Source organism: uncultured Actinomyces sp., from assembly GCF_963542285.1.
In the GTDB taxonomy this organism is placed as follows: Bacteria; Actinomycetota; Actinomycetes; order Actinomycetales; family Actinomycetaceae; genus Pauljensenia.
In genome coordinates this window covers 44,305-68,771 of the sequence record NZ_CAUTWQ010000010.1, presented here as the reverse complement: position 1 = coordinate 68,771, position 24,467 = coordinate 44,305, and the positions used below count along the sequence as shown (strand labels likewise).

Sequence of the window (24,467 nt, the reverse complement as noted above, 5' to 3'; positions counted from 1 at the left end):
GGGCCGTCGGTGGCGGCGACAACGAGGATGGCGCCATCCATCTGTGCCGCACCGGTGATCATGTTCTTCACGTAGTCAGCGTGGCCGGGGGCGTCAACGTGTGCGTAGTGACGCTTCTCGGTCTGGTACTCAACGTGAGAGACGTTAATGGTAATACCGCGATCGCGCTCTTCAGGAGCGTTGTCGACCTGATCGAAGGGGGTGAACTCGTTCAGATCCGGGTACTTGTCGTGCAGAACCTTGGTGATTGCTGCAGTCAGCGTGGTCTTGCCGTGGTCAACGTGACCGATGGTACCGATGTTGACGTGCGGCTTGGTGCGCTCGAACTTGGCCTTCGCCACTTGTGTCCTCCTGGACTCGGGTAGAAATTCTCAGCCTATGGCTAGGTGTCAGCATAACACCCAATGGGGCATGAGACCTACAGGTTTATTGATTCTTGTCAGGTCGGTCACAGCTCAGGAACAATTTTGGCTGTTCCTGAGCCGCATCCAACCCTGTGGGACTCACTCGCCCCGAGACTTTCCGATGATCTCATCCGCGACGTTACGCGGGACCTCGGCGTAGCTATCGAACTGCATGGAGTACACCGCGCGACCCTGCGTCTTGGAACGCAGATCGCCAATGTAACCAAACATTTCTGACAGCGGAACCTGTGCGCGGACCACGCGCACACCGTGCTGCTCGTCCATGGACTGGACTGCACCACGACGAGAGTTCAGGTCGCCGATGACGTCGCCCATGTATTCTTCGGGCGTACGGACCTCGACGGCCATGATCGGCTCGAGCAGAACCGGGGAAGCCTTCTTTGCGGCCTCGCGGAATGCCATCGAACCTGCGATCTTGAAGGCCATTTCCGAAGAGTCGACTTCGTGGTATGCACCATCAAGCAGGGTTGCCTTGACATCAACCATCGGGTAACCGGCAAGAACACCATTCTGCATGGCGTCCTGAATACCAGCGTCAACCGAGGGGATGTATTCGCGAGGAACGCGTCCACCGGTGACCTTGTCCTCGAAGATGTACTCTTCTTCGGAGCCGGCCGGGATGGGCTCAAGCGCGATGATGACACGCGCGAACTGACCGGAACCACCGGTCTGCTTCTTGTGCGTGTACTCGAACTTTTCGACGTTCTTACGAATGGTTTCGCGGTAAGCAACCATGGGCTTACCAACGTTTGCCTCGACCTTGAATTCGCGACGCATACGGTCGACGATGATGTCGAGGTGAAGCTCACCCATACCGCCAATGACGGTCTGGCCGGTTTCGGGATCGAGCTCGACCGTAAAGGTCGGGTCTTCTTCAGCCAGCTTCTGGATGGCGACGCCCATCTTCTCCTGGTCAGCCTTCGACTTGGGCTCAACGGCCACGTGGATCACGGGCTTGGGGAAGGTCATCGACTCAAGAACAACCGGCTTGTCGATCGCGCAGAGCGTATCGCCAGTGGTGGTGTCCTTGAGGCCGATAACGGCGTAGATGTGGCCTGCATGTGCCTCTTCGACCGGGTTCTCCTTGTTGGAGTGCATCTGGAAGATCTTGCCGATGCGCTCCTTCTTGCCCTTGGTCGAGTTGAGGACCTGCGAGCCAGCTTCCAGCTTGCCGGAGTAGACACGGATGAAGGTCAGCTTGCCGTAGAAGGGGTGAGCTGCAATCTTGAAGGCCAGCGCTGCGAAGGGTTCCTTCTCCGAGGCCTCGCGGACCTCATTGCGCTCTTCTTCGTCGTGTCCGGGCTTGAAGCCGCGAACCGCGGGGATGTCCAGCGGCGAGGGGAGGTAGTCGATAACCGCATCGAGCACGGGCTGAATACCCATGTTGCGCAGTGCGGTACCGCAGAAGACAGGGAATGCGCGACCGGAGATGGTCAGCGCACGAACGCCCTGCTTGATCTGCTCAACGGTCAGTTCGCCGTTCTCAAGGTAGGCCTCGGTCAGCTCGTCAGAGCCTTCCGCTGCAGCTTCCATGAGCGCCTCGCGGTACTCTTCTGCCTTCTCCTGGAGTTCTGCGGGGATCTCGCCACGAACGACGAGCGCGCCCAGGGTGGGCTGGCCGTTCTCGTCCTTGGCGGGGTAACGCACGGACTCCATGGTCAGAAGGTCGACGGTTCCCTCGAAGTCATTCTCTGCGCCGATGGGCAGGTGCATGACGATCGGGGTTGCGTGAAGACGATCGCGAATGGTCTGAACCGAGAAGTAGAAGTCCGCACCCATCTTGTCCATCTTGTTGATGAAGCAGATACGGGGGACGTCGTACTTGTCAGCCTGACGCCACACGGTCTCAGACTGGGGCTCGACACCTTCCTTACCGTCGAACACGGCAACTGCACCGTCGAGGACGCGCAGCGAGCGCTCAACCTCAACCGTGAAGTCAACGTGACCGGGGGTGTCGATGATGTTGATTTGGTTACCGTTCCAGAAGGAGGTCACGGCTGCGGAGGTGATGGTAATACCACGCTCCTTTTCCTGCTCCATCCAGTCGGTGGTCGAGGCGCCATCGTGCGTCTCGCCGATCTTGTAGTTGATGCCCGTGTAGAACAGAATACGTTCGGTCACGGTGGTCTTGCCGGCATCGATGTGAGCCATGATGCCGATGTTGCGAACCTTATTGAGGTCAGTAAGCACCTCGTGTGCCACTACATCAGTCCTTCGTTTGAAGTGAGGGTGTTAAAACATCCTGCCCGCTCCGGATGGGGTCATCGCGAAGCGGGAGGGGTGATCACCAGCGGTAGTGAGCGAACGCGCGGTTCGACTCAGCCATCTTGTGCATGTCTTCACGACGCTTGACAGCGGCGCCAAGACCGTTGGAGGCATCGAGAATCTCGTTGGCGAGACGCTCGGTCATGGTCTTCTCACGACGCTGACGCGAGAAGTCCACGAGCCAACGCAGCGCGAGGGTGGTCGCACGTGCGGGGCGAACCTCAACCGGGACCTGGTAGGTCGCGCCACCAACACGGCGGGAGCGAACTTCGAGGGCCGGGCGAATGTTGTCCAGTGCGCGCTTGAGCACGGAAACGGGTTCCTGCTCGGTGCGCTCACGAACGATTTCGAGTGCGCCGTAAACAATGCGCTCTGCAACGGTCTTCTTACCGTCGAGGAGCACGCGGTTCACGAGCTGGGTCACGATCTTTGAACCGTATACCGGGTCGTCGACCAGGGGGCGCTTGGGAGCGGGGCCTTTACGAGGCATTACTTCTTCTCCTTCTTTGCGCCGTAACGGGAACGGGCCTGCTGGCGACCACGGACACCCTGGGTGTCGAGAGCGCCACGGACGATGCGGTAACGCACGCCGGGGAGGTCCTTCACACGACCGCCACGAACGAGGACGATCGAGTGTTCCTGCAGGTTGTGGCCTTCACCGGGAATGTACGCGGTGACCTCGATGCCAGACGAAAGGCGCACACGAGCGACCTTACGCAGAGCCGAGTTCGGCTTCTTAGGGGTTGTGGTGTACACACGGGTGCACACGCCGCGACGCTGGGGCGAGCCCTTAAGCGCGGGGGTCTTCACCTTCGCACGCTTGGAGCTGCGGCCCTTGCGGACGAGCTGCTGAATGGTAGGCACTGGTTCTCCAGTTCAATTCCGTCTACGGTTTAAGGATTTCCTTAAACCCATGTCTCAGTCTTCCGCGACTGTTTGAATCCCCCAGCGCGCACAGCGATCCGCCAGGGGCCGGTGTGCCATGATAACGAGGCCTCAGCCGCGTCAGAGAATGACACCCGGAGCTCCGACGGAGGGAGCCCGCGCGTTCCACATGTGGCTCATAGTCGCCGCGATAAAATCACGGAGAAGAACCGCTTGGGAACTGTCCACACAAAATGTGGACATAGGAAACCCGTTCAGTCACGGGTACCGAGTTCAAGAATAGTCAGCTATTCCCGCTCCCGTCAAAGCCAGATTGTTCACATTGTTTGTGGAACTGACCACTTCTGTCTTAGCTCCCTCATTCCTGATTTAGCTCGCTCACCTGCGGCCTCAGAACAGCTACAGGCCCGGAATCAGCGAGCTAAACCAGGAGTACACACCGCACTAGAACGACACCGACACTAGGTGGAAGCTCCCCATCGCGCCGCTCGATTCCTCTTTCCACAGGAATACCCATTTCCACAGGAATACCCAAGAATCGGAGTTTTCCACAACAACACGAGTCAGGGTTTCGAGGCCCTTTCCTTCAGAGACACTGAGGAGATGAGTACTGTCACAATTGAGAACATTCAAACTCGACATAATACGTTCCGTCATTTACGCGAAGATCCAACAGTCTGCCGAATTCGACGCGGCTACTACGCACGTTTTCATTCCTCAGACAAAGTTCCTCTCTGGGATTTGTGGCAGGCAGTTGCACTCTCCCGCGTATTCGCATCAGCTGCGCTCGCCCGAAGCAACCGTATATTTACCGGAAGATCCGCCTTGCTTCTTCATTCAATCCATACATGGGTAACGAATCCCAATGTTGAGTATTGGTGTGAAGACGGAGGTAGACGAACTATCCCCTTCGCCAGTGTGAAGTTTCAGAACATGTGCGTTCCTCCGTGTGCGATTACTCTTCGTTCTCACAAACCCCACACGGTGGTACGACTTCCCGAAGGCCTCGCTGTTGAGTCTGTTGAAAGTGCAGTAGTTCGAATTGCACTCAATGAAGAACCTCTTGAGGCTTTTGTAGCCGCGTGCATGGCGTTACATTCGCTTTCAGACTTTTCGCATTTTGCACTGGAAATATCTCGAACTCGCGTTGAGATAGCAAGAGAAAGACTATTCGCCGTTTTAGTTGATCGACTATCGCACAGGAATTATGCGATGGCGCATTCGATTCTCGCTTTTGCCGACGGTGGCTGCGAAAACATTTTCGAGGCCGCGGTTCTTTGGGTAGTTCGTACCCTCTATTCCGGTGAAATCGTGACACAATTTGAGATTCACGGCAGATATGGTCGCTACTTCGGCGACATTGTTATTCCCGCTCTCCAGTTGATCATCGAGACAGATGGAGTGAGCAAACTTTCTCTTCCGCGTTCAGATGGATTATCCGCAGAACACGTGTGGATGCGTCGCCAGCAGGATCTCATTAATCTCGGATGGAAAATCTTCAGAGTCTCTTGGGCCGACCTTGAAGACTTCCCAGCTTTACGTCGTGCTATTGCGTCAAATTTAGGGGTGAAACGTCTTCTGCCGAGCGCAGAATGTGAACGAATATGGTCTCTTCCCAGCGCCGAATGCGACGGACCAAAACGACGCATCCACACAAAAAGGCATCGCCCAACCGGATTTGTTACCGACGATGACCAACCAGACTCCTGTTTTGGCTCACACATTCCTGTTTTAGCTCGCTCACCTGCACCTTCAGAACAGCAATAGACCCGGAATCAGTGAGCTAAAGCAGGAGAGGGACGAAGGACGACCGACGACAGGCCGAGGACGACCAGCACCCAGACACCGCAGTGAAACGGTGAAGGCCCGGTCTGCACAAGCAGACCGGGCCTTACGACCTCTAGAGCGTTACGGCGATCAGAACCGTATGACCATCAAAGCCACATAACAGTCAGAACCTAACGCCCGTCAAGACTGAAGCTGTCCGATTCTTACCGGATTAACTCCAACAGGATTACTCCTTGAAGGTCATACCGAAGTCGATCGCTCCAAGGGCATCCAGGAAGTCCGCGGACACCTGGCCATCTTGGAAATCGAGCTCGGAGTAGTTCGAGTTCGCCATTGCCTCGGGGGTGGGCTCAACCGTGACGTTGTTGTAACGGGACAGGCCGGTACCTGCCGGGATGAGCTTACCGAGAATGACGTTCTCCTTGAGGCCAAGAAGTTGATCCGACTTGCCGTTCATCGCGGCCTCGGTCAGAACCTTCGTGGTCTCCTGGAAGGACGCTGCGGACAACCAGGAGTCGGTTGCCAGCGAGGCCTTCGTGATGCCCATGAGCATCTGACGACCGGATGCAGGCTGGCCACCTTCAGCAGCAACCTTGCGGTTCTGCGCCAAGTAGGCCATGCGGTCGACAAGTTCGCCGGGCATGAAGGAGGTGTCGCCGGGCTCCAGGATGGTGACCTTGCGGAGCATCTGGCGGACAATAACCTCGATGTGCTTGGAGTGGATACCAACGCCCTGATCGCGGTAGACCTTCTGGACCTCGTCCACAAGCTGCTTCTGAGCCACGTTGCGGCCCATGATGCGCAGAACTTCCTTGGGATCGAGCTGGCCTTCGGTCAGTGCGGTACCGGCATCGATGTGCTGGCCCTCTTCGACCAGAAGCTTCTGGCGACGAGAAACCTCGACGACCGAATCTTCCTTACCGTCATCACGGATGATGACAATGCGACGTACCGACGGATCTTCATCGTCAATGTGAACGCGACCAGCGGCCTCGTTCATCTTGGCTTCGACCTTCGGGCTACGCGCTTCGAAGAGTTCCTGAACACGCGGCAGACCCTGGGTAATATCGGCTGCCGAGGCCGCACCACCGGTGTGGAAGGTACGCATCGTCAGCTGGGTACCGGGTTCACCAATCGACTGGGCGGCGATAATACCGACGGCTTCGCCGATATCCACCTGCTTGCCGGTGGCCAGTGAACGACCGTAGCAGGTCGCACAGGTACCAACCTGAGATTCACAGGTCAGGACGGAGCGGCAGACAACTTCCTCGACTCCAGCTGCAACCAGCTCAGCAAGCTGTGCATCACCGAGGTCATCGCCAGCGTGGGCGACGACAGTGCCGTCTTCTGCAACCGCATCGCGGGCCAGAGTACGTGCGTACGCAGTGGTCTCGATGGTGTCCACTGCTTCCCATTCACCCGCAGAGTTCTTCTGCGCGATCTTGATGCGCACGCCCTGACGGGTGCCGCAGTCGGCCTCGCGGACGATGACGTCCTGTGAGACGTCGACGAGACGACGGGTCAGGTAACCAGACTCAGCGGTACGAAGTGCGGTATCAGCCAGACCCTTACGGGCACCGTGGGTAGCGATGAAGTACTCGAGAACCGTCAGGCCCTCGCGGTAGTTCGCCTTAATGGGCTGCTCGATGAGCTTCTGCTTCGGGTCAGACACCAGACCACGCATACCAGCCAGCTGCTGAACCTGCGACCAGTTACCACGAGCACCGGATGAAACCATTCGGTACACAGTGTTACGTGCGGAGAAGTGATCGCGCATATCTTCTGCGACCTCTTCGGTGCACTTCAGCCACAGGTCAACCAGCTCTTCGTAGCGGGTTTCCTCGAGGATGATACCGGTCTCGAACTGATCCTGGATCTCAGCGGCCTTGGCCTCGTAACGAGCAAGGATCGCACGCTTGTTCGGCGATGCCTGAATATCGGAGAAGGCAATGGTGATGCCCGACCATGTCGACCAGTGGAAACCAGCGGACTTGAGTGCATCCAGGCAGTCAGCGACCAGAACATTCGGGTAACGCTCGGTCAGGGTGTTAACGATCTGGCCCAGCTGCTTCTTGCCGACAACTTCGTTGACGAAGGGGTAGTCGACAGGGAGCTGCTCGTTGAAGATCGCGCGGCCCAGCGAGGTTTCCAGAATAATGTCGTCGCCTTCGCTCCAGCCCTCGGGTGCTTCCCAATCCAGCGGCGGAACAATACCCGCAAAGCGGATACGTGCGCGCTGGTTCAGGTGAAGATCACCGTTATCGAAGGCCATGCGTGCTTCAGCAACCGTTGAGTAGACGGGGATGATTTCCTCGCCGTTCTCATCACGAGCAACCGGAAGCGACGGATCGGGATCCGAAGTCAGGTGGAACAGACCGATGATCATGTCCTGCGAAGGCATGGCAACGGGGCGTCCATCAGAGGGCTTCAGGATGTTGTTGGTCGACAGCATGAGGATACGGGCCTCAGCCTGTGCCTCTGCGCCAAGGGGCAGGTGAACTGCCATCTGGTCACCGTCGAAGTCTGCGTTGAAGGCGCCACAAGCCAGCGGGTGCAGCTGGATTGCCTTACCTTCAATGAGCTGGGGCTCAAAGGCCTGAATACCCAGGCGGTGCAGCGTAGGTGCACGGTTCAGCAGCACGGGGTGCTCACGGATGACGTCGTCGAGGACGTCCCACACCTCGGGGCGCTGGCGTTCAACCTTGCGCTTTGCAGCCTTCACATTCTGGGCGAAGTTCTTCTCAACCAAGCGCTTCATCACGAAGGGCTTGAAGAGTTCCAGAGCCATCTGCTTGGGCAGACCACACTGGTGGAGCTTCAGCTGCGGGCCGACGACGATAACGGAACGACCCGAGTAGTCGACGCGCTTACCCAGAAGGTTCTGACGGAAACGACCCTGCTTACCCTTGAGCATGTCAGAGATCGACTTGAGCGGACGGTTACCGGGGCCTGCAACGGGGCGGCCACGACGTCCGTTATCGAAGAGAGCGTCAACAGATTCCTGAAGCATGCGCTTCTCGTTGTTGACGATGATCTCAGGCGCGCCCAGCTCAAGCAGGCGCTTGAGTCGGGTGTTGCGGTTGATCACGCGACGGTACAGGTCGTTCAGGTCAGAGGTCGCGAAACGGCCACCATCAAGCTGAACCATGGGGCGCAGGTCCGGCGGAATAACCGGAATCTTTGTCAGAACCATGGACTCGGGCTTGTTGCCGGTCGCAACGAAGGCGTTGATAACCTTCAGACGCTTGATGGCACGTGTCTTACGCGGACCATTTTCGTTCTGGATGATTGCACGAAGCTGTTCAACTTCGCTTTCCAGATCGAAGGTCTGCAGGCGCTTTTGGATGGCGGATGCGCCCATGTCACCCTTGAAGTAGGTGCCATAGCGGGCAACCATCGCACGGTAGAGGCGCTCATCACCTTCGAGGTCACCGACCTTGAGAGACTTGAAGCGCTCCCACACCGTCTCGAGGCCTTCGATATCGCCCTCGTAACGACGACGGATCTTGGCCATATCGCGTTCGCCTGCCTTGCGGCGCCGCTCGATCTCGGTTGCGGATGCATCGCCTGCTTCGAGTTCAGCAATTTCTGCTTCCAAGCGCTCTGCGAATTCATTAATCGCAGCATCGCGCTGGTTCTCGAGGTGGGTCTTTTCGACCTCGAGCTCAGAACGCAGATCCATCAGATCCTCGTCACGGCCCTTTTCGTCAACCTCAGTGATCATGTAGGCAGCGAAGTAGATGACCTTTTCCAGGTCCTTCGGAGCCAGATCCAGCACGTAGCCCAGTCTCGAGGGAACACCCTTGAAATACCAGATGTGGGTGACGGGGGCGGCAAGGTCAATGTGACCCATACGCTCACGACGCACCTTGGAGCGCGTCACCTCAACGCCACACTTTTCGCAGATGATGCCCTTGTAGCGCACGCGCTTGTACTTACCACACGCGCATTCCCAGTCGCGGGTGGGGCCGAAGATCTGCTCACCAAACAGACCGTCACGCTCGGGCTTGAGCGTACGGTAGTTGATGGTCTCCGGCTTCTTCACTTCACCGTGGCTCCACGAGGCGATATCGTCGCCCGTGGCCAGGGTGATCTTCAAACTGTCGAACGTCTTGGCGTCCAGCAAAGTCATTGCTCCTTATCAGATCGCATCGATGGTCGCCGCGGCGTTCGGACGCGCATCAAGAGTGATGCCCAGTTCCTCACGCGCATTGAAGTCGTCATCTTCTTCACGCAGGTCAATCACGTTGCCGGCTGCGTCGAGAGCTTCGACGTTCAGGCACAGCGAACGCATTTCCTGGATCAGAACACGGAAGGATTCGGGGATGCCAGGTTCGGGGATGTCCTCGCCCTTAACAATTGCCTCGTAAACCTTGACACGTCCGGTGGTGTCATCGGACTTGATGGTGAGCAGTTCCTGCAGTGCGTAGGCAGCGCCGTACGCCTCCAGGGCCCACACTTCCATTTCACCGAAGCGCTGGCCACCGAATTGAGCCTTACCACCCAGGGGCTGCTGCGTAATCATCGAGTACGGACCGGTCGAGCGAGCGTGAATCTTGTCGTCAACCAGGTGGTGCAGCTTGAGCATGTAGGCGTAGCCCACTGCGATCGGGTACGGGAAGGGTTCGCCGGAACGACCGTCGAAGAGACGCGCCTTACCCTCGGCGTTGGTGAGGACATCACCATCGCGGTTGGGGTTGACGTTGCGCAGCAGACCTGCGAGCTCTTCGGCCTCGAGGCCGTCGAAGACCGGGGTCGCGACGGGGGTTTCGGGGGCAACGGTAATGCCGTCCTCAGGCAAGTGCTTGGTCCACTCTTCGCCAGCCTTGACAGCTTCCGAGACGTCCCAACCCTGGTGGGCAAGCCATCCGAGGTGGAACTCAAGGACCTGACCGACGTTCATGCGGCCGGGGACACCCAGCGGGTTAAGGATGATATCAACCGGGGTTCCATCCTCGAGGAAGGGCATGTCTTCGACCGGGAGGATCTTGGAAACGACGCCCTTGTTACCGTGACGGCCTGCCATCTTGTCACCAATGGTGATCTTGCGGCGCTGTGCGACGTAGACGCGAACGGTCTGACGAACGCCGGGGTTGAGATCATCTTCGTCGTCGTTGAATTCACGAACGCCAATAACGATGCCCTCTTCACCGTGGGGAACACGCAGCGAGGTATCGCGAACCTCGCGGGCCTTCTCACCGAAGATTGCGCGCAGCAGGCGCTCTTCGGAGGTCAGCTCGGTTTCACCCTTCGGGGTAACCTTACCGACGAGGATGTCGCCAGCGGTGACCTCGGCGCCAATACGAATGATGCCGCGCTCGTCAAGATCAGACAGCGACTCTTCCGAAACGTTCGGAATATCGCGGGTGATCTCTTCTTCACCGAGCTTGGTTTCGCGGGCGTCGACTTCATATTCTTCGATGTGAATCGAGGTCAGAACATCGTCTTCAACAACGCGACGGCTCAGGATAATGGCGTCCTCGTAGTTGAGGCCTTCCCACGACATGTAAGCAACCAGCAGGTTCTTACCCAGTGCAACTTCACCGTTGTCGGTAGCGGGGCCATCAGCGAGGACATCGCCGACCTCCACGCGCTGGCCTTCATCAACGATGACGCGCTGGTTGGTGCAGTTGCCGGGGTTCGAGCGCTCGAACTTTTCGAGGCGGTAGGTATCGCGTCCGCCTTCGTCCGTGGTCACGACGACCAGGTCGGCGGAAACTTCGGTGACAACACCGGAGTGCTGAGCGATGACCATTTCACCGGAGTCATGTGCGGCACGCTGTTCCATACCGGTACCCACCAGCGGCGCTTCCGTGGTGAGCAAGGGAACAGCCTGACGCTGCATGTTCGCACCCATGAGGGCTCGGTTCGCGTCGTCGTGCTCGAGGAAGGGAATGAACGCGGTTGCCACAGACACCATCTGGCGTGCGGAAACGTCCATGTAATCCACGCGATCACGGGCGATCAGCGTCGGATCCTCGCCTGCGACACGGCACAGAACCTGCTCATCAACGAAGTGGCCCTCGTCATCGACAGGCGAAGAAGCCTGAGCGATGAAGTGTCCCTTTTCATCGTCAGCGGTCAGGTAGTTGACCTCGTCGGTCACTTGTCCGTTGCGAACGATGCGGTAGGGGGTCTCGATGAAACCGAAGGGGTTGATGCGAGCAAAGGTTGCCAGCGAACCGATCAGACCAATGTTCGGGCCTTCAGGGGTTTCAATCGGGCACATACGGCCGTAGTGCGAGGGGTGAACGTCACGAACCTCCATGGAGGCGCGATCGCGAGACAGGCCACCGGGACCCAGTGCCGACAGACGGCGCTTGTGCGTCAGACCGGCCAGCGGGTTGTTCTGGTCCATGAACTGCGACAGCTGAGAGGTTCCGAAGAACTCCTTGATCGCCGCAACAACGGGACGAATGTTGATCAGGGATTGCGGAGTAATAGAGTCCGTTTCCTGAGTGGTCATACGTTCGCGGACGGTGCGCTCCATACGTGCAAGACCGGTGCGAACCTGAGCCTGGATTAGCTCACCCACAGCGCGAATACGACGGTTACCAAAGTGATCGATGTCGTCGGACTCAACGCGGACCTCAACGGGCTCGCCGTGGCGGACGCCTGCGAAGGTCTTCTCACCTGTGTGCAGAGCAAGCAGGTACTTCACCGTTGCAACGATGTCGTTGATCGAGAGCACCAGTTCAGAGGTGCCTTCGGGGGAATCAACCGCAAGCTTCTTGTTGATCTTGTAGCGGCCAACCTTTGCCAGGTCGTAGCGCTTGGGATCGAAGTAGAAGTTGTGCAGGAGTGCTTCAGCGGCCTCGACGTTTGCGGGCTCACCCGGGCGCAACTTGCGGTAGATATCGGTCAGTGCCTCTTCGCGGGTACGCGCGGTGTCCTTCTCAAGAGTCTCAAGAAGAATAGGGTATTCGGCGAACTGCTCGCGAATCTCACCTTCCGTCAGGCCAATCGCCTTGAGGAAGTGGGTCACCGACTGCTTACGCTTGCGGTCGATACGCACGCCGACAGCGTCGCGCTTATCGATCTCGAACTCCAGCCATGCACCGCGGCTGGGGATGATCTTCGCGTTGAAGATTTCCTTGTCCGAACCACGATCCGAGGTACGTTCGAAGTAGACACCGGGCGAACGGACCAGCTGAGAGACAACGACACGCTCGGTGCCATTGATAATGAAGGTGCCACGGGGGGTCATGAGCGGGAAATCGCCCATGAACACGGTCTGGGACTTAATTTCACCCGTGTTGTAGTTCATGAACTCGGCGGTCACGTACATGGGTGCCGAGTAGGTGTAATCCTTAGCTTTTGCTTCTTCGACCGAGTACTTCGGTCGTTCCAAGCGGTGATCACGGAATGACAGAGACATGGTGCGAGCCACATCTTCAATCGGCGAGATCTCTTGGAAAATTTCTTCAAGGCCGGAAACATCCGGAACATCCACGCGTCCAGCAGCCTTTGCGGCATCCACGCGTGCTTTCCATGCGTCACTTCCCAGTAACCAGTCAAAGCTTTCGGTCTGCAGGCCGAGCAGGTTCGGTGCCTGCAGGGGCTCGCGGAGCTTAGCGAAAGAAATGCGGTTCTTGGGCTGGTTGGCAGTGTTGGTACTTGCAGCCAACGGGGGTCCTTCCCTGCGTTTTCATTGCGCGCACACGCCTTTTAGCCCATTAACTGGCACCGTCCGCATCCGCCCAGCGCCTATTACAGCGAATGGATACGGGCCACCTCGGGCACAATAAAGCGCAAATACTCATTTTAGGCACACGAATATAGGGGTGCAATGTACGGACAAGAATATGTCCAACCTCACGTTCAGCTGACGCTCAGTCCAACTTCAGTCATTGAAGCTCTTCACAGAACGTGGTCCGTGCCCCAAGTCGGGCTTGAACCGACGACCCACGGATTATGAGTCCGCTGCTCTGACCGACTGAGCTATTGGGGCTCTGAAAGTGTAACGCGAATTCTCACCTTCAGCGCAACACGAGCCTTGCTCAGCGGCGAATAAACCTTACTTCAGAACGACAACGACATCCGGGTCGCCGGTCTGCGTCTGTTGCACGCGGCTAATTCCAAGGACCTTCGCGACCTCTTCAGCAGTGGCCTTGAGGTTTGGATCCTCGTAGTAAACGGTCGTCACTTCGGTATCCCAACCGCTCGCGTTCGCTGCAGTGGCACCGTCAAAGCCTGCGGAGGAAAGCGCGGAAACTTTCTGTGCTGCCAGGCCCTGTGTCCCGGTTCCATTCAGAACGGAAATCTTCGCAGAGTGGCGCACGGGAATCGACGGCGAAGGAGAGGGAGTCTCACTGGTCGTCGGGGTTGCGGAAGGCGTCTGAGTGGCCTCGGTAGTCGCAGAGGCGGCGGGGGCCTGGGTCGTTGCAGCGGTCGTGGAGACGCTTGTGGTCGTCTTCTGCTGAGCACCGCCCGAGGTCAGGATGTGGCTGATCCCCCACGCGGCAGCGGGAACAATCACCAGCACTGCAAGGAAGGGCCATACGCTCTTCCATCGCGAGGGCTGCTGAAGGTGCATACCCTGGGGCATGTCTTCGCCGGCGCGGTCAAATTCGTCCTTTGGATACTGTGAAGTCACGGCTTCAGAGTAGCGAAATACCACCGCCCCCGCATAGTCCCTGCCCGCGTGCCTTAGATTTCCCTGAACGCTTCCCCTTGTCGAGGCCGTGGTCGAGGCCGTGGCGGGGCACGCCTGCGGTTACAGTAGGTGCGTGGAATCTTTGGATACGGTTATCGATCCCTCCTGGGCGCGGGCACTGGCACCGGTTGAGGGAAAAATCCATGAATTGGGAGCACAGTTGCGTCGGGAGATCGAGGCCGGGCACGGCTATCTTCCCGCCGGTAGCGATGTCTTGAGAGCCTTTACCTATCCTCTTGACCAAGTGAAGGTTCTTATTGTCGGTCAAGACCCCTACCCCACTCCCGGGCATGCCATGGGTTTAAGTTTTTCTGTTGCACCCGGCGTTCCTTTCCCTGCATCTCTGCGCAATATCTTCAAGGAACTCACCACCGACGTGGGTGTTCCCATGCCCACTAGCGGTGACCTCACTCCCTGGTCTAGGCAGGGAGTGTGCCTTCTCAACCGCGTGTTGACGGTTCGCCCCGGACAGGCTGGATCTCATCGAAAGATGGGATGGGAAGAAGTGACCTCGCGGGCCATTGATGCTCTGGTCGAGCGCCGCGATTCTTCCGGTAACCCCCTTCCGCTGGTTGCAATCTTGTGGGGGCGCGATGCGCAGTCCTTGCGCGAGCAGTTGGGGGATACTCCCGCGATTGAGTCTGCCCATCCCTCTCCCCTGTCGGCCAGGCGCGGGTTCTTTGGCTCGAGGCCCTTTAGCCGCGCAAACACGCTGCTTGAGCAGCAGGGGGCAACGCCAGTGGACTGGAGATTGCCGTAAGTTCGTCGCCTGGGCACGTACAACAAACAGGGGTGCGCTCGCGCATAGTGACGCGAACGCACCCCCAATATTTTGGCTGAGCGGCGAGCTACTTCAGGAAATCAAAGCGCTGGGCCGAACTTCCATTGTCCTGATAGAGATCAACCGTTGTCTCGTTCTGGCTACGCCCACCTTCAAGATCAAGGACCAGCATGGGCGAGAGTGCCGAAATGAGAACTTTATGGCCGCCCCTGTCTTGGATGACCCACTTTTGAGCTGCGGAGGCGTTCGAGGGCTGCTGATTCACTCGAGCCGGCCAATTCTTCCACGCCGCGAAGACATCTAAGACTTTCCCTGAAGCCACGTTGGTCAAGGTCACGTAGCCCTTGTCATCGTGACTGATACGCCACTTCTGTGCTGTACTTCCATTGGACTGGTAAGACCACACACGTGCTCCCGCGTCCCGAGATGCCCATTGGACCTCGACACGGTTATTCGGGGCAGCAACTGGACGGATCTGATACTCACCATCAGGAACCAAGGTGCGGTTCTCCTTCGCCCACTGGTCCAAGATCTCTTGGGGTCCTTGGACCGGGTTCAGACGCCACTGTTGAGCGGTTGTTCCATTGGCCAGGTAACCGTCAATGGCCATACCATCACGTGCCTGTCCCCAGCGGAGATTAACAACCAGACCGGTCCCGACGTTACGGAGCATATACGCCCCTCCTGTCACCGAGAAGATCGCCCACTTCTGGTTCATATTCGACGTGTCCGTGTCCCACAGTTGGAGCTCAGTACCCGGAATCGGAGTGCCATCAGTGGAATCCAAGGACTTATTCGACCAGGTATTCACCAATCGGTAGAAGCCATCAGATTCACGGCTAATTTTCCAGATCTGATTATCGGTCTTGCTTGAGCCCCACAATTGAAGTCGAGCTCCGTTGTTGAGCGCAAAGTCCTTCAGATCAATCCCCTTCGTGGGATCAACAACGCTTGCCAGCTCGTAGTAACCAGGGGTGATATCTGCCTGCCCCACAGAGGAAACCTTGGGCTGCGTCGGAATGAATGAAAATGCCTGAGCATCAGAGCCATTCGCATTCCACAAGCCAACATTCGCTCCTGCGGAGGCATTGGCCGCCGCAACATCCAGAACAATCGCTGGATCCAAAGCGGAGACGATCTTCACTCGGCCCTGATCGCCCGCAGTGATGCGCCACTTCTGCGCACGCGTGCCATTCGAACTCCACTGATCAACGTTTGTCCCAGGTCGCGAGGAAGCCCATTGGGCATCAAGCACCTTACCCGAGGCCACATTGGTGATAGTCGCAAAGCCCTGCGAATCATAAGAAACACGCCACTTCTGGGCATCGCTTCGATTAGCGTCCCACAGCTGGACATTCGCACCATCATCACGGCTAGCACCAGGAACATCCAGAACCAGCTGATCCGCGAGCGCTGACTTAATGAAGTACTCTCCCGGCTCTACCGAGGACTTTTCACCAATCGCATCTTGACTACGGAGTTTCTCGAAACGATCCCCCTGCTTCTTGTAGTAGACGATGACCGAATCAGTGGCGTCCCACAGCGCATGCGTATAGCCTTCGCGTGCGGTGATCTCATCAGAGAACTCCACCTGATAGCAGCTGTGTCCACCTGGACACAAGCGCTTCAGTTGGTCCCATGCCCGATCAATCGGGACAATCCAGAAGTCGAGGTCACGGTAGGGGGAATCAGCCTTCGCCATGGCTTCACCCTTGGTGTAGTTAAACACTCCCTTCGAGCGCCCCTGCTGGGTCGACTCAAAAGTTGAAGACTGATAACCGGCGATGTCGATTCCCGGGTTGAAGAACAGAATCAATTCCGCCGCAATGGAGGAATCGACATCTTCCATTCCTAGGCGCTTGAGTTGTTCTTGCTTGGGAACTGACATTTCCGTGGGCGTCGCTGGGTGCCCCTTGTAGTAGTAGGCGTAACGATCCCCGTAGTAGCTCTTCGTAAAGCGGGCATAGTCCTCGAAGCCCTGTTCATTGGGATGAATCGTTCCAAGAAGCAGAAGGACATCCTTGCCTTCACGTTCCGCGGCACTGAAGTACCCATCGTTGAAGTTATAGAGGGCCTTAAACTGCTCCGTCGCTTTCTTCGAAGGTTTGATATTCGCACTCAGCAGCTGAGAGATATTAACCCCGCGAACCTTTGGGGACTTTTGAACCTGGGTTGCAAAGGCATTCCCATCTCCAGAAGTACTCAGAAGCTTCGGGCGAGCCAGCCACCACTGTGCATTCGGCTCAGAATCAACCAGTGCCCACAGATAGTCAGCAGTACTCCACTGGTCGGACGCCTTCGTATCAGCACGCCCATTGGCGTAGGCGTGTTCCTTCATTTCTTTCCACTCACGGACCAAGCGATCATGCGTCCCCTTGGGATTTGTTCCCTTGTAAAGATCGGCGAACTTCACGTAGGAATACGCACCATCAGTGATGAGGTTGATCGTGTACTGATCTTCAGGAATCCGGTTGGCGTAGATCACCTTCTGGATGATGTTCGGGAACATATCAACCGAGTAAAGATGGAATTCTGAAGAAGGATCCAACTCACGCAGGTCACGCACGTAGTCGGCGACGATATCGATGCGATCACGGAACTGCTGCGAGGCCTCGTCGAAGCCACCGGGCTGAAGGGCGATCTCACCTTCACTCAGGTAAGGCAGCGCATAAACACCACTCTCTGGTGCTGCTGGGCCGGGCAAGGCACCCCAGTCGTAGGCGTTGGGACGCTCAAACATCGCGATCACGGGACCTGTTTTACGAATCGAGTCTTCTCCCCACAGATTCAGGGAGAACATCGCAACCGGTAGGGTCGCACTGACCGGTGCAATGTTGTAGCTATCCGCAGTTACGCCAACTGTCTGCTTTGGGAATCGTCGAACAAGCGAACCGTTTTTCTCGGTCGAGAGCTCGACAGTGAACTTTCCATAGGTTGTGAAATCGACAATGTAATAGTCGTTGTCAGTGAAGTCCTTCAATGAGATCCGCTGATCAATTTCGCGCATTATTTTCCCGTGGTAGCTCATGGTTGCGCGTAGGTGCACGGTATCCACACTCTCAAGAAGGGCTGTGCGAGCCGCGCCCTCGGGAAGTTCAATGACAACATCCGTCGTATTGCGTTCATTGGTCAGGGTAATTTCTGACGAGGCAGTTGCTCCCTGAGCCGCCCGATCTTCGCCGCTGGGTGCGGACGTCTCGCGGGGTGTCTGAACAGCCCCTTCCGTGGAGGAGGAGGCCTCGGGAGAGGGAGCAGAGGAGGAGGCCTCGGGAGAGGGAACGGCAGGTTCAGCTTGGGCGGGCGCCATCAACGTCCCAAGTCCAAGTGCTGTCGACAGGAGGGTCGCAATAAAGAGAGTTCGAAGGGGGCGCTGTTGCCTAAAACGATGTACACGGTGCATGAGGGAAAAACCATCTATCAGGGCAGCTCAGGCGCGCAATTCGGGGTGCGCCCGTGCAAAATTGGTGGGACAGAGCCGAGTCTATCGAGCCAACGGAGTATTTATTGCTTCGACAACATAAATTTATGAGATTCAAAATGTTTTGAAAGCTTGAAAACACAGGAAAACAGGGGTCGGTTTCCCGGATGAAAAGGGTCGATTTCCCGGAAAAAATGGAGCCACCTGTCGGACTCGAACCGACGACCGTCCGCTTACAAGGCGGGTGCTCTACCAACTGAGCTAAGGTGGCAACCCACATAGTGTGCCATGACTCAGGCCGCAAAGACGAATTAAAAATCGCAATGTGGCTCACACGCCACCTTTAAGCCCTCAAAACAATCTGCACATCACGGCAAAAACGCTGCGCTCCAGCAGGCCCCACAGCTACACAGAAAGGGCGCGTACGCGACCACGTCACGCACGCGCCCTAACACTTCGGGTTCCAAAGCGCGATTACCCTAGGGGATCACATTGTCCCTTAGTTCGAAGCGGATGCCGGTCCCGCGGCAGCAAGCTGCTGCTGAATTACCGGGTACACACCATCAACCGTGGTCACGCCAAACTTTGAGAAGTCCAGAGCAGTCTTGCCATTGATGACAAACTCGGGAGTACCCAAGGAATTGGCACTGCGTCCCTCGTAGTTGGCATTTGCCCAGGCCTGAGTGGTCTTGGTCAGGTATTCATCAACGGCATTCTCGGGGAAGGAATTCACCACATCCTCGGGAATTCCGACCTGCGATGCAATGGTCTTGACCTGCTTGGCTGACTTCGACAGGTCCTGAACAACGGAGCCGCTACCCGAGTTGTAGGCCTCGTTGAAGTAAGCAAGAAGTGCATTGTGGAACTTGCCCCAGGTCTGAGCATCGACCTTTTGAGCGGCGATCAAAGAAGCGGTGGTTGCGGCGTACTGATAAGGCGCCTTCACCGTATTCACTGGCTGGTACTTGATATTGAATTTGCCATCGAGAGCATCTTGAACGGCTTGTTCACCGAAGGCAACGTCATAGGCTGCGCAGACGTGGCAGGAGTAATCAAAGTATTGCGTCAGCGTCGGAAGAGATTCATCGACCTTACCAATACCCAAGTGAGAAACCACAATCGGTGCGCCGTCCTCGAAGGCACCGATAGCGGCGGTCGCAGCTTGGCTGTCCTGAGCCTTCTTGTGGTTCGACTGAATAATCACCGCAGCGATCGCGCCAATGATCACAACAAGAATCAGTGCGACCAGTCCGATGATGATGTTTCGGGTTCGACGATCCGCACGTGCCTGTTGCTCACGCAGTTGCTGAGCTTTCTCACGCACTTCCTGCGAGCGAGACGGCTTTGCCATTATCTGGGCCTTTCTGTTGATGTGCATCCAAGCCTAGCGAGCATTACCCACCGACGCACAATACCAACGCTGTTGCTACGCGTTTCATTCCGCAGTGTCCTGACGCAAGCGTCCAGCGCTGAGGCTATGCGATCACTCGCTCAGAAATTCCCCGCGAGAATAACACCGATAGCAAGTACACCAATCAGCCCAAGAATGACCTGCATCCACACTCGCGGCGCGCAGACCCGTACCGCTACGCTCAGGCCACTGCGAAGAGGCCGCCCCGTTGGCATCACCCACATTCCCCACAGGGAAATCGTTGTCAGCACCCACGTCAGCAGAACCCAGGATGGATTCATTGCTAGCCAGGAATCAGACTGAATGGGTGTCTGTCCCGTCAGGACCAGAGGGAACCACGAAATGCCGGGATTACCCAACCTAGTTGCAAAGAAGCCCGAGTGGATTGACCAGCCAATCTCTGCGTAGAAATCACGTGAGAAGAGAACCCACTGCCCCCAAGCGAATGCCGTCCCCGGGAAAAGGCCAATTGCCGTCGACAGTATTGCTCCGAGCCCCGTAAAGGGAAGCATTCCCAGAGCTGCCCAGTTGTCACTGGAACGAACCTTTTGATTACGGATCCGGCGGTTTTCTCGCCATCTGTATGCACCGCCCAGCACCGCGAAAATAGCAGTGATCACACCGACAAGGATGAGCCCGCTCATCCCCATATATATAGGTGCAAGAGCAAGCACAGCAAGCACAATAAGTCCAATGAAATTCGCAGTTTTCAGGTGCTGCCACTCGTAATGACGTTGTTCCGTCACGAACTCGACATTCGGAGGGATTGCCGCCTGGCGGTATCCATCCTCTGCGGGAAGATAGCTTGTTCCCATTGACGAGGCCGTTGGAGCAACGGGAGGCAAATAAGCAGTTTCCCCTCCCCCGCCTCTACCTTCCCAGCCTCGAGGGTCACTAGCGGTCTGGGGATAAACCTGCGTGGCCTCGGGATCAACATAGGAGGGATCCTCAGCAAAACCGCTCTCCATCACGCGAGTTGCATCCGCGTCTGCGGGCTCAAGGACCGAAGTGTGCTCTTGGTCAGAAACAAAGCGCTCTTCGCCTTCATCGCGCTCGCTCAGGCCCGCCACCACAGTGGGGGCCTGTGAGGAGGTTGCAGGTGCAAGAAGACGGGCCCAATTGAGGCCTTCCCACGCCATAGAGCCGCCATAGACCGCCATGTCGCTCAGGCGGAACCTGCCCCACTGGGCCAGTTCTCGAACAACCTGGTCCGGGCTTGGACGCACATGAGCATCTGGATGCAGAGCCATGCGCATGAGCGAAGCAACTCGCGGATCAAGTCCTCGCGTATCAGGTTCGCCTTTAAGGACTCGGTCCAAAATCCCTTCTGTTGCGCCTTCTCCGTAGGGTGGACGCCCGGTGAGCGCAGTCAGCAGAGTTGCCGTCCATCCCCACCAATCCGTAGCCGCCGAGGCACGCCCTCCCCTCAGCAATTCGGGTGCGGTATAGCCCGCGGTACCGGAAACGAGGCCGGTTTGGGTGAGCCGAGCCTCGTCCTGTCCCATCGCGATACCGAAGTCAATGAGTACGGGACCCCGGGGTGAACAAATGACATTGGAGGCTTTGACGTCGCGATGAATAATCCGGCGTGCATGAACATCTTCAAGGGTTTGAGCAAGAGCGCCGCCGATCGCGGCAACACCACCGATGTTCAGTGCCCCTCTGGCAAGAAGTTCGGACAGAGTCGGGCCGGGGATGTATTCACTAACGACGAAGGGCTGGGTGGCATCGATCTCAATATCTAAGATGTGCGCAACCCCTCCACCGCGAATCGAGTTAACCGTACGAGCTTCACGTACGAGACGCTCACGATAGTCCTCATCGGCAGCCAGGGCGGGGTGAAGAATTTTTAAGGCAACACGTTCTCCCGCCTCGTCACAGGCAAGCCACACGGTGGCAGCGCCTCCCGCGCCCAGGCGCTTGAGAAGGCGGTACCCACCAATCATTTCTTGCTCACGCATCACCCCAAGCCTAGCGAATGGTTGACAAATTTCAGGCCTCAAGTGCACTGTCGGCAACAAATCGGGCTGGAATTTGTTCGACAAGCGGTGCTATGGTGAGCGAGTGCGAACTTCACATCTGATGTGGGGTAAGCACGGCGGCAGTGAAGACGCTGTCGTCTGGTCTCTACAAAGGATCGTCCGGCACGTACCGCCGGTGGAGGTTCAATATGGCAACTGTAACTTTTGACAAGGCGACCCGCATCTACCCCGGGTCTGACAAGCCAGCAGTCGATCAGCTCGATCTTGAGATCCAGGATGGCGAATTCCTGGTTCTCGTCGGCCCTTCCGGTTGTGGAAAGTCCACGTCCCTGCGAATGCTCGCAGGTCTTGAAGACGTGAACTCCGGCCGTATCTTCATTGGCGATAAGGACGTCACCGACGTACAGCCGAAGAACCGCGACATCGCAATGGTCTTCCAGAACTACGCTCTGTACCCGCACATGACCGTTCGCGAGAACATGGGCTTCGCACTGAAGATCGCAGGCACCCCCAAGGCTGAGATTGCTCAGCGCGTTGAGGAAGCAGCACGCATCCTCGACCTGGAGCCCTACTTGGATCGTAAGCCGAAGGCGCTTTCCGGTGGTCAGCGTCAGCGTGTGGCAATGGGCCGCGCAATCGTCCGTAAGCCTCAGGTCTTCCTCATGGATGAGCCTCTGTCCAACTTGGATGCCAAGCTGCGTGTCCAGACCCGTACCCAGATTGCTTCGCTGCAGCGCGAGCTGGGCGTCACCACCGTATACGTGACCCACGACCAGACCGAAGCTCTGACCATGGGTGACCGCATCGCGGTTCTGAACAACGGCCTGCTCCAGCAGGTTGGAACTCCTCAGGAAATGTACGAGCACCCGGCCAACGAATTCGTTGCAGGCTTCATCGGCTCCCCCGCCATGAACCTGGGCAAGTTCAAGGTGGAAGGCAATGTCGCAAAGCTCGGCACCGCAGAGGTTCCGCTCTCGCAGGCAACGCTGGATGCCATGGTTCCCGAAGACGAAGGCAAGATCACGATCGGCTTCCGTCCCGAGGGCCTTGAGGTCGTTTCCGCCGAAACCGAAAACACCATTCCGATCGAAGTTGAATTCGTTGAGGAACTGGGTTCGGATGCCTACATCTACGGCCACCTAGCAGGTGCAGATTCCGGCCACGGTCTGGGTTCCGGCAGCGAAGGAAAGGGCGAGCAGCTGATCGTCCGCGTTCCCCCGCGTACCGCTCCGAAGCCCGGCGGCGTGATCCACACCCGTATCAAGGAAGGACAGCAGCACAACTTCTCTGCATCCACCGGCAACCGTCTGCCCGAGTGATCAAGGTTTCTGATCACTAAAACGGCTCAGACGGGGCCCGCAACCACACGGTTGCGGGCCCCGTGCCCTATCGCCCAATGAATGAGACAATAGAGCCATGCCCATTCCCTCAACGCTTGAGATCACGGCAGCAACGGTTGACCCGGCACTGCTGGATTTGCCTTGGGACCTTCCCCTTGAAGACTGGCCTACGGAAATCCTTGCCGCACTTCCTCGCGGCATTTCACGCCACGTCGTTCGCTTCGTCAATCTTTCCGACAGGGTGATCGCAGTCAAAGAGATCGGGGAAAGCGTCGCGTACAAAGAGTACGAACTCCTTCGCGACCTCTCACGAATGGGAGCTCCCTCGGTAATCCCCACAGCAGTCGTCAGCGGCCGACAGGATGCCTTTGGTGAGGAGCTCGCAGCCGTATTGGTGACTGAACACCTGCAGTTCTCCCTTCCCTACCGTGCAGTTTTCTCGCAGCACATGTCCCCAGACACCGCGGGACGCTTAATTGATGCTTTGGCCGTCCTTCTTGTTCGCCTCCATCTTCTGGGCTTCTATTGGGGCGATGTTTCACTGTCAAACACCTTGTTCAGGCGCGATGCCGGATCATTTTCTGCCTACCTCGTCGACGCAGAAACCGGTGAAATTCACCCTTCACTCACCGAAGGGCAACGCTTGTACGACGTCGATCTTGCACGCACCAACATCATCGGCGAGCTCATGGACTTGCAGGCCGGTTCTTTCTTCCCCAGCGAAGAAGACCCCATCGCAGTTGGCGACCGTATTCGTTCGCGCTACCTTGAGCTCTGGAATGAACTCACGGGCCCTGAAGTCATCGAAACCAATCAAAAATGGCGCGTTGCTCAGCGTATCCGTCGCCTCAATGACCTGGGCTTCGAGGTCGGAGAACTTCAGATGTCCTCGGATCTTGATGGCGCCCACATGATCATCACTCCGAAGGTCGTCGACGCAGGACATCATCATCGAAAGCTCATGCGCTTGACCGGCATGGATGTCGGCGAAAATCAGGCACAGCGAATGCTCAACGACATCGAGACCTACCGTGCGATGACTGGAAAGAACAAAATCCCCCTGGAAATCGTTGCACACGAATGGATGAACGAAGTCTTCGAACCCGTCATCAGCGCTGTTCCCGCAGAACTTGCTGCAAAGCTTGAACCCGCACAGATTTTCCACGAATTCCTTGAGCACCGCTGGTATTTGACCGAAAAAGCCGGGCGCGATATCCCCCAAGATGAGGCCATCGAGTCTTACGTGAAGAGCATTCTTCCGACCAAACGTGACGAAGCGATGCTACTGGATCCGGCGCTCATGACCCAACCTGACGAAGGCACGGCCTCGGAGATGGAAACGCTCACTGAAGAAGAGGGTTTCAGCCGCCAAGAAGAGCGCGCAGGAATTGACGGAATGCATGGAAAAGCTGATGAGACCGAAGAAAATCCCGGTCGCCCAAAGATGCAATTCGTCCCGGGAATTGGATTAATTCCCGTCGACGATTACCTCTAGACCCGACTGAGATGGCAACCG

15 protein-coding genes and 2 tRNA genes are annotated in these 24,467 nt (G+C 57.2%); 4 read left to right on the top strand and 13 right to left on the bottom strand.

The window, feature by feature from the left end; all coding sequences use genetic code 11:
- The 5 genes from RW023_RS05710 to RW023_RS05690 form a co-directional block, all read right to left on the bottom strand.
- Positions 1–341: GTP-binding protein (locus RW023_RS05710; protein WP_315580294.1), on the bottom strand; the 341-nt coding region annotated here is incomplete at its 3' end.
- Positions 342–503: 162 nt separating this feature from the next.
- Positions 504–2,627: an elongation factor G gene (gene fusA / locus RW023_RS05705; RefSeq protein WP_315580293.1), complete on the bottom strand. Its 2,124-nt coding sequence runs from the start codon at positions 2,625–2,627 to the stop codon at positions 504–506.
- Between the two features lie 82 nt (positions 2,628–2,709).
- Positions 2,710–3,180, bottom strand: a complete 471-nt coding sequence (gene rpsG, locus RW023_RS05700; protein WP_034501300.1) for a 30S ribosomal protein S7 — start codon at positions 3,178–3,180, stop codon at positions 2,710–2,712.
- On the bottom strand, positions 3,180–3,554 hold the full coding sequence (rpsL, locus tag RW023_RS05695; protein ID WP_009408771.1) for a 30S ribosomal protein S12: 375 nt from the start codon (positions 3,552–3,554) through the stop codon (positions 3,180–3,182). Before rpsL ends, rpsG begins: the two co-directional genes overlap by 1 nt.
- Positions 3,555–4,019: 465 nt before the next feature.
- Positions 4,020–4,232 carry a hypothetical protein gene (locus RW023_RS05690; protein WP_315580292.1) on the bottom strand — a complete coding sequence of 71 codons (213 nt, stop codon included), beginning with the start codon at positions 4,230–4,232 and terminating at the stop codon, positions 4,020–4,022.
- Positions 4,233–4,787: 555 nt separating this feature from the next.
- Here RW023_RS05690 and RW023_RS05685 point away from each other — a divergent pair.
- Positions 4,788–5,342 carry a hypothetical protein gene (locus RW023_RS05685; protein WP_315580291.1) on the top strand — a complete coding sequence of 185 codons (555 nt, stop codon included), beginning with the start codon at positions 4,788–4,790 and terminating at the stop codon, positions 5,340–5,342.
- 247 nt (positions 5,343–5,589) lie between these two features.
- Here RW023_RS05685 and rpoC read toward each other — a convergent pair whose 3' ends face one another.
- The 4 genes from rpoC to RW023_RS05665 all read right to left on the bottom strand — a co-directional run bounded on the left by rpoC (position 5,590) and on the right by RW023_RS05665 (position 13,959).
- Positions 5,590–9,489, bottom strand: coding sequence for a DNA-directed RNA polymerase subunit beta' (gene rpoC / locus RW023_RS05680; RefSeq protein ID WP_315580296.1), 3,900 nt, complete (start codon positions 9,487–9,489; stop codon positions 5,590–5,592).
- 15 nt (positions 9,490–9,504) lie between these two features.
- The gene (gene rpoB, locus RW023_RS05675) at positions 9,505–12,990 is read right to left on the bottom strand and encodes a DNA-directed RNA polymerase subunit beta (RefSeq protein WP_315580290.1); all 3,486 of its coding nucleotides are present in this window, start codon (positions 12,988–12,990) and stop codon (positions 9,505–9,507) included.
- A gap of 250 nt (positions 12,991–13,240) precedes the next feature.
- Positions 13,241–13,314 (bottom strand) — tRNA-Ile (locus RW023_RS05670).
- Positions 13,315–13,380: 66 nt separating this feature from the next.
- On the bottom strand, positions 13,381–13,959 hold the full coding sequence (locus tag RW023_RS05665; protein ID WP_315580289.1) for a LytR C-terminal domain-containing protein: 579 nt from the start codon (positions 13,957–13,959) through the stop codon (positions 13,381–13,383).
- 133 nt (positions 13,960–14,092) lie between these two features.
- Here RW023_RS05665 and RW023_RS05660 point away from each other — a divergent pair, with 133 nt between their 5' ends.
- Positions 14,093–14,779 carry a uracil-DNA glycosylase gene (locus RW023_RS05660; protein ID WP_315580288.1) on the top strand — a complete coding sequence of 229 codons (687 nt, stop codon included), beginning with the start codon at positions 14,093–14,095 and terminating at the stop codon, positions 14,777–14,779.
- A gap of 88 nt (positions 14,780–14,867) precedes the next feature.
- On the opposite strand, the gene RW023_RS05655 is transcribed toward RW023_RS05660, so the two are convergent.
- The 4 genes from RW023_RS05655 to RW023_RS05640 form a co-directional block, all read right to left on the bottom strand.
- Entirely contained in the window at positions 14,868–18,200 is a 3,333-nt protein-coding gene (locus RW023_RS05655; protein WP_315580287.1) for an RICIN domain-containing protein, read from the bottom strand.
- A 213-nt stretch (positions 18,201–18,413) separates the two neighbouring features.
- Positions 18,414–18,489 (bottom strand) — tRNA-Thr (locus tag RW023_RS05650).
- 228 nt (positions 18,490–18,717) lie between these two features.
- The gene (locus RW023_RS05645) at positions 18,718–19,569 is read right to left on the bottom strand and encodes a thioredoxin domain-containing protein (protein WP_315580286.1); all 852 of its coding nucleotides are present in this window, start codon (positions 19,567–19,569) and stop codon (positions 18,718–18,720) included.
- Between the two features lie 140 nt (positions 19,570–19,709).
- Entirely contained in the window at positions 19,710–21,590 is a 1,881-nt protein-coding gene (locus tag RW023_RS05640; protein ID WP_315580285.1) for a serine/threonine-protein kinase, read from the bottom strand.
- 209 nt (positions 21,591–21,799) lie between these two features.
- Here RW023_RS05640 and RW023_RS05635 point away from each other — a divergent pair, with 209 nt between their 5' ends.
- Together RW023_RS05635 and RW023_RS05630 are read left to right on the top strand one after the other, a co-directional pair.
- Positions 21,800–22,930, top strand: a complete 1,131-nt coding sequence (locus RW023_RS05635) for a sn-glycerol-3-phosphate ABC transporter ATP-binding protein UgpC (RefSeq protein ID WP_315580284.1) — start codon at positions 21,800–21,802, stop codon at positions 22,928–22,930.
- Between the two features lie 97 nt (positions 22,931–23,027).
- Positions 23,028–24,446, top strand: a complete 1,419-nt coding sequence (locus RW023_RS05630; protein ID WP_315580283.1) for a DUF4032 domain-containing protein — start codon at positions 23,028–23,030, stop codon at positions 24,444–24,446.
- Positions 24,447–24,467 lie beyond the last annotated feature (21 nt).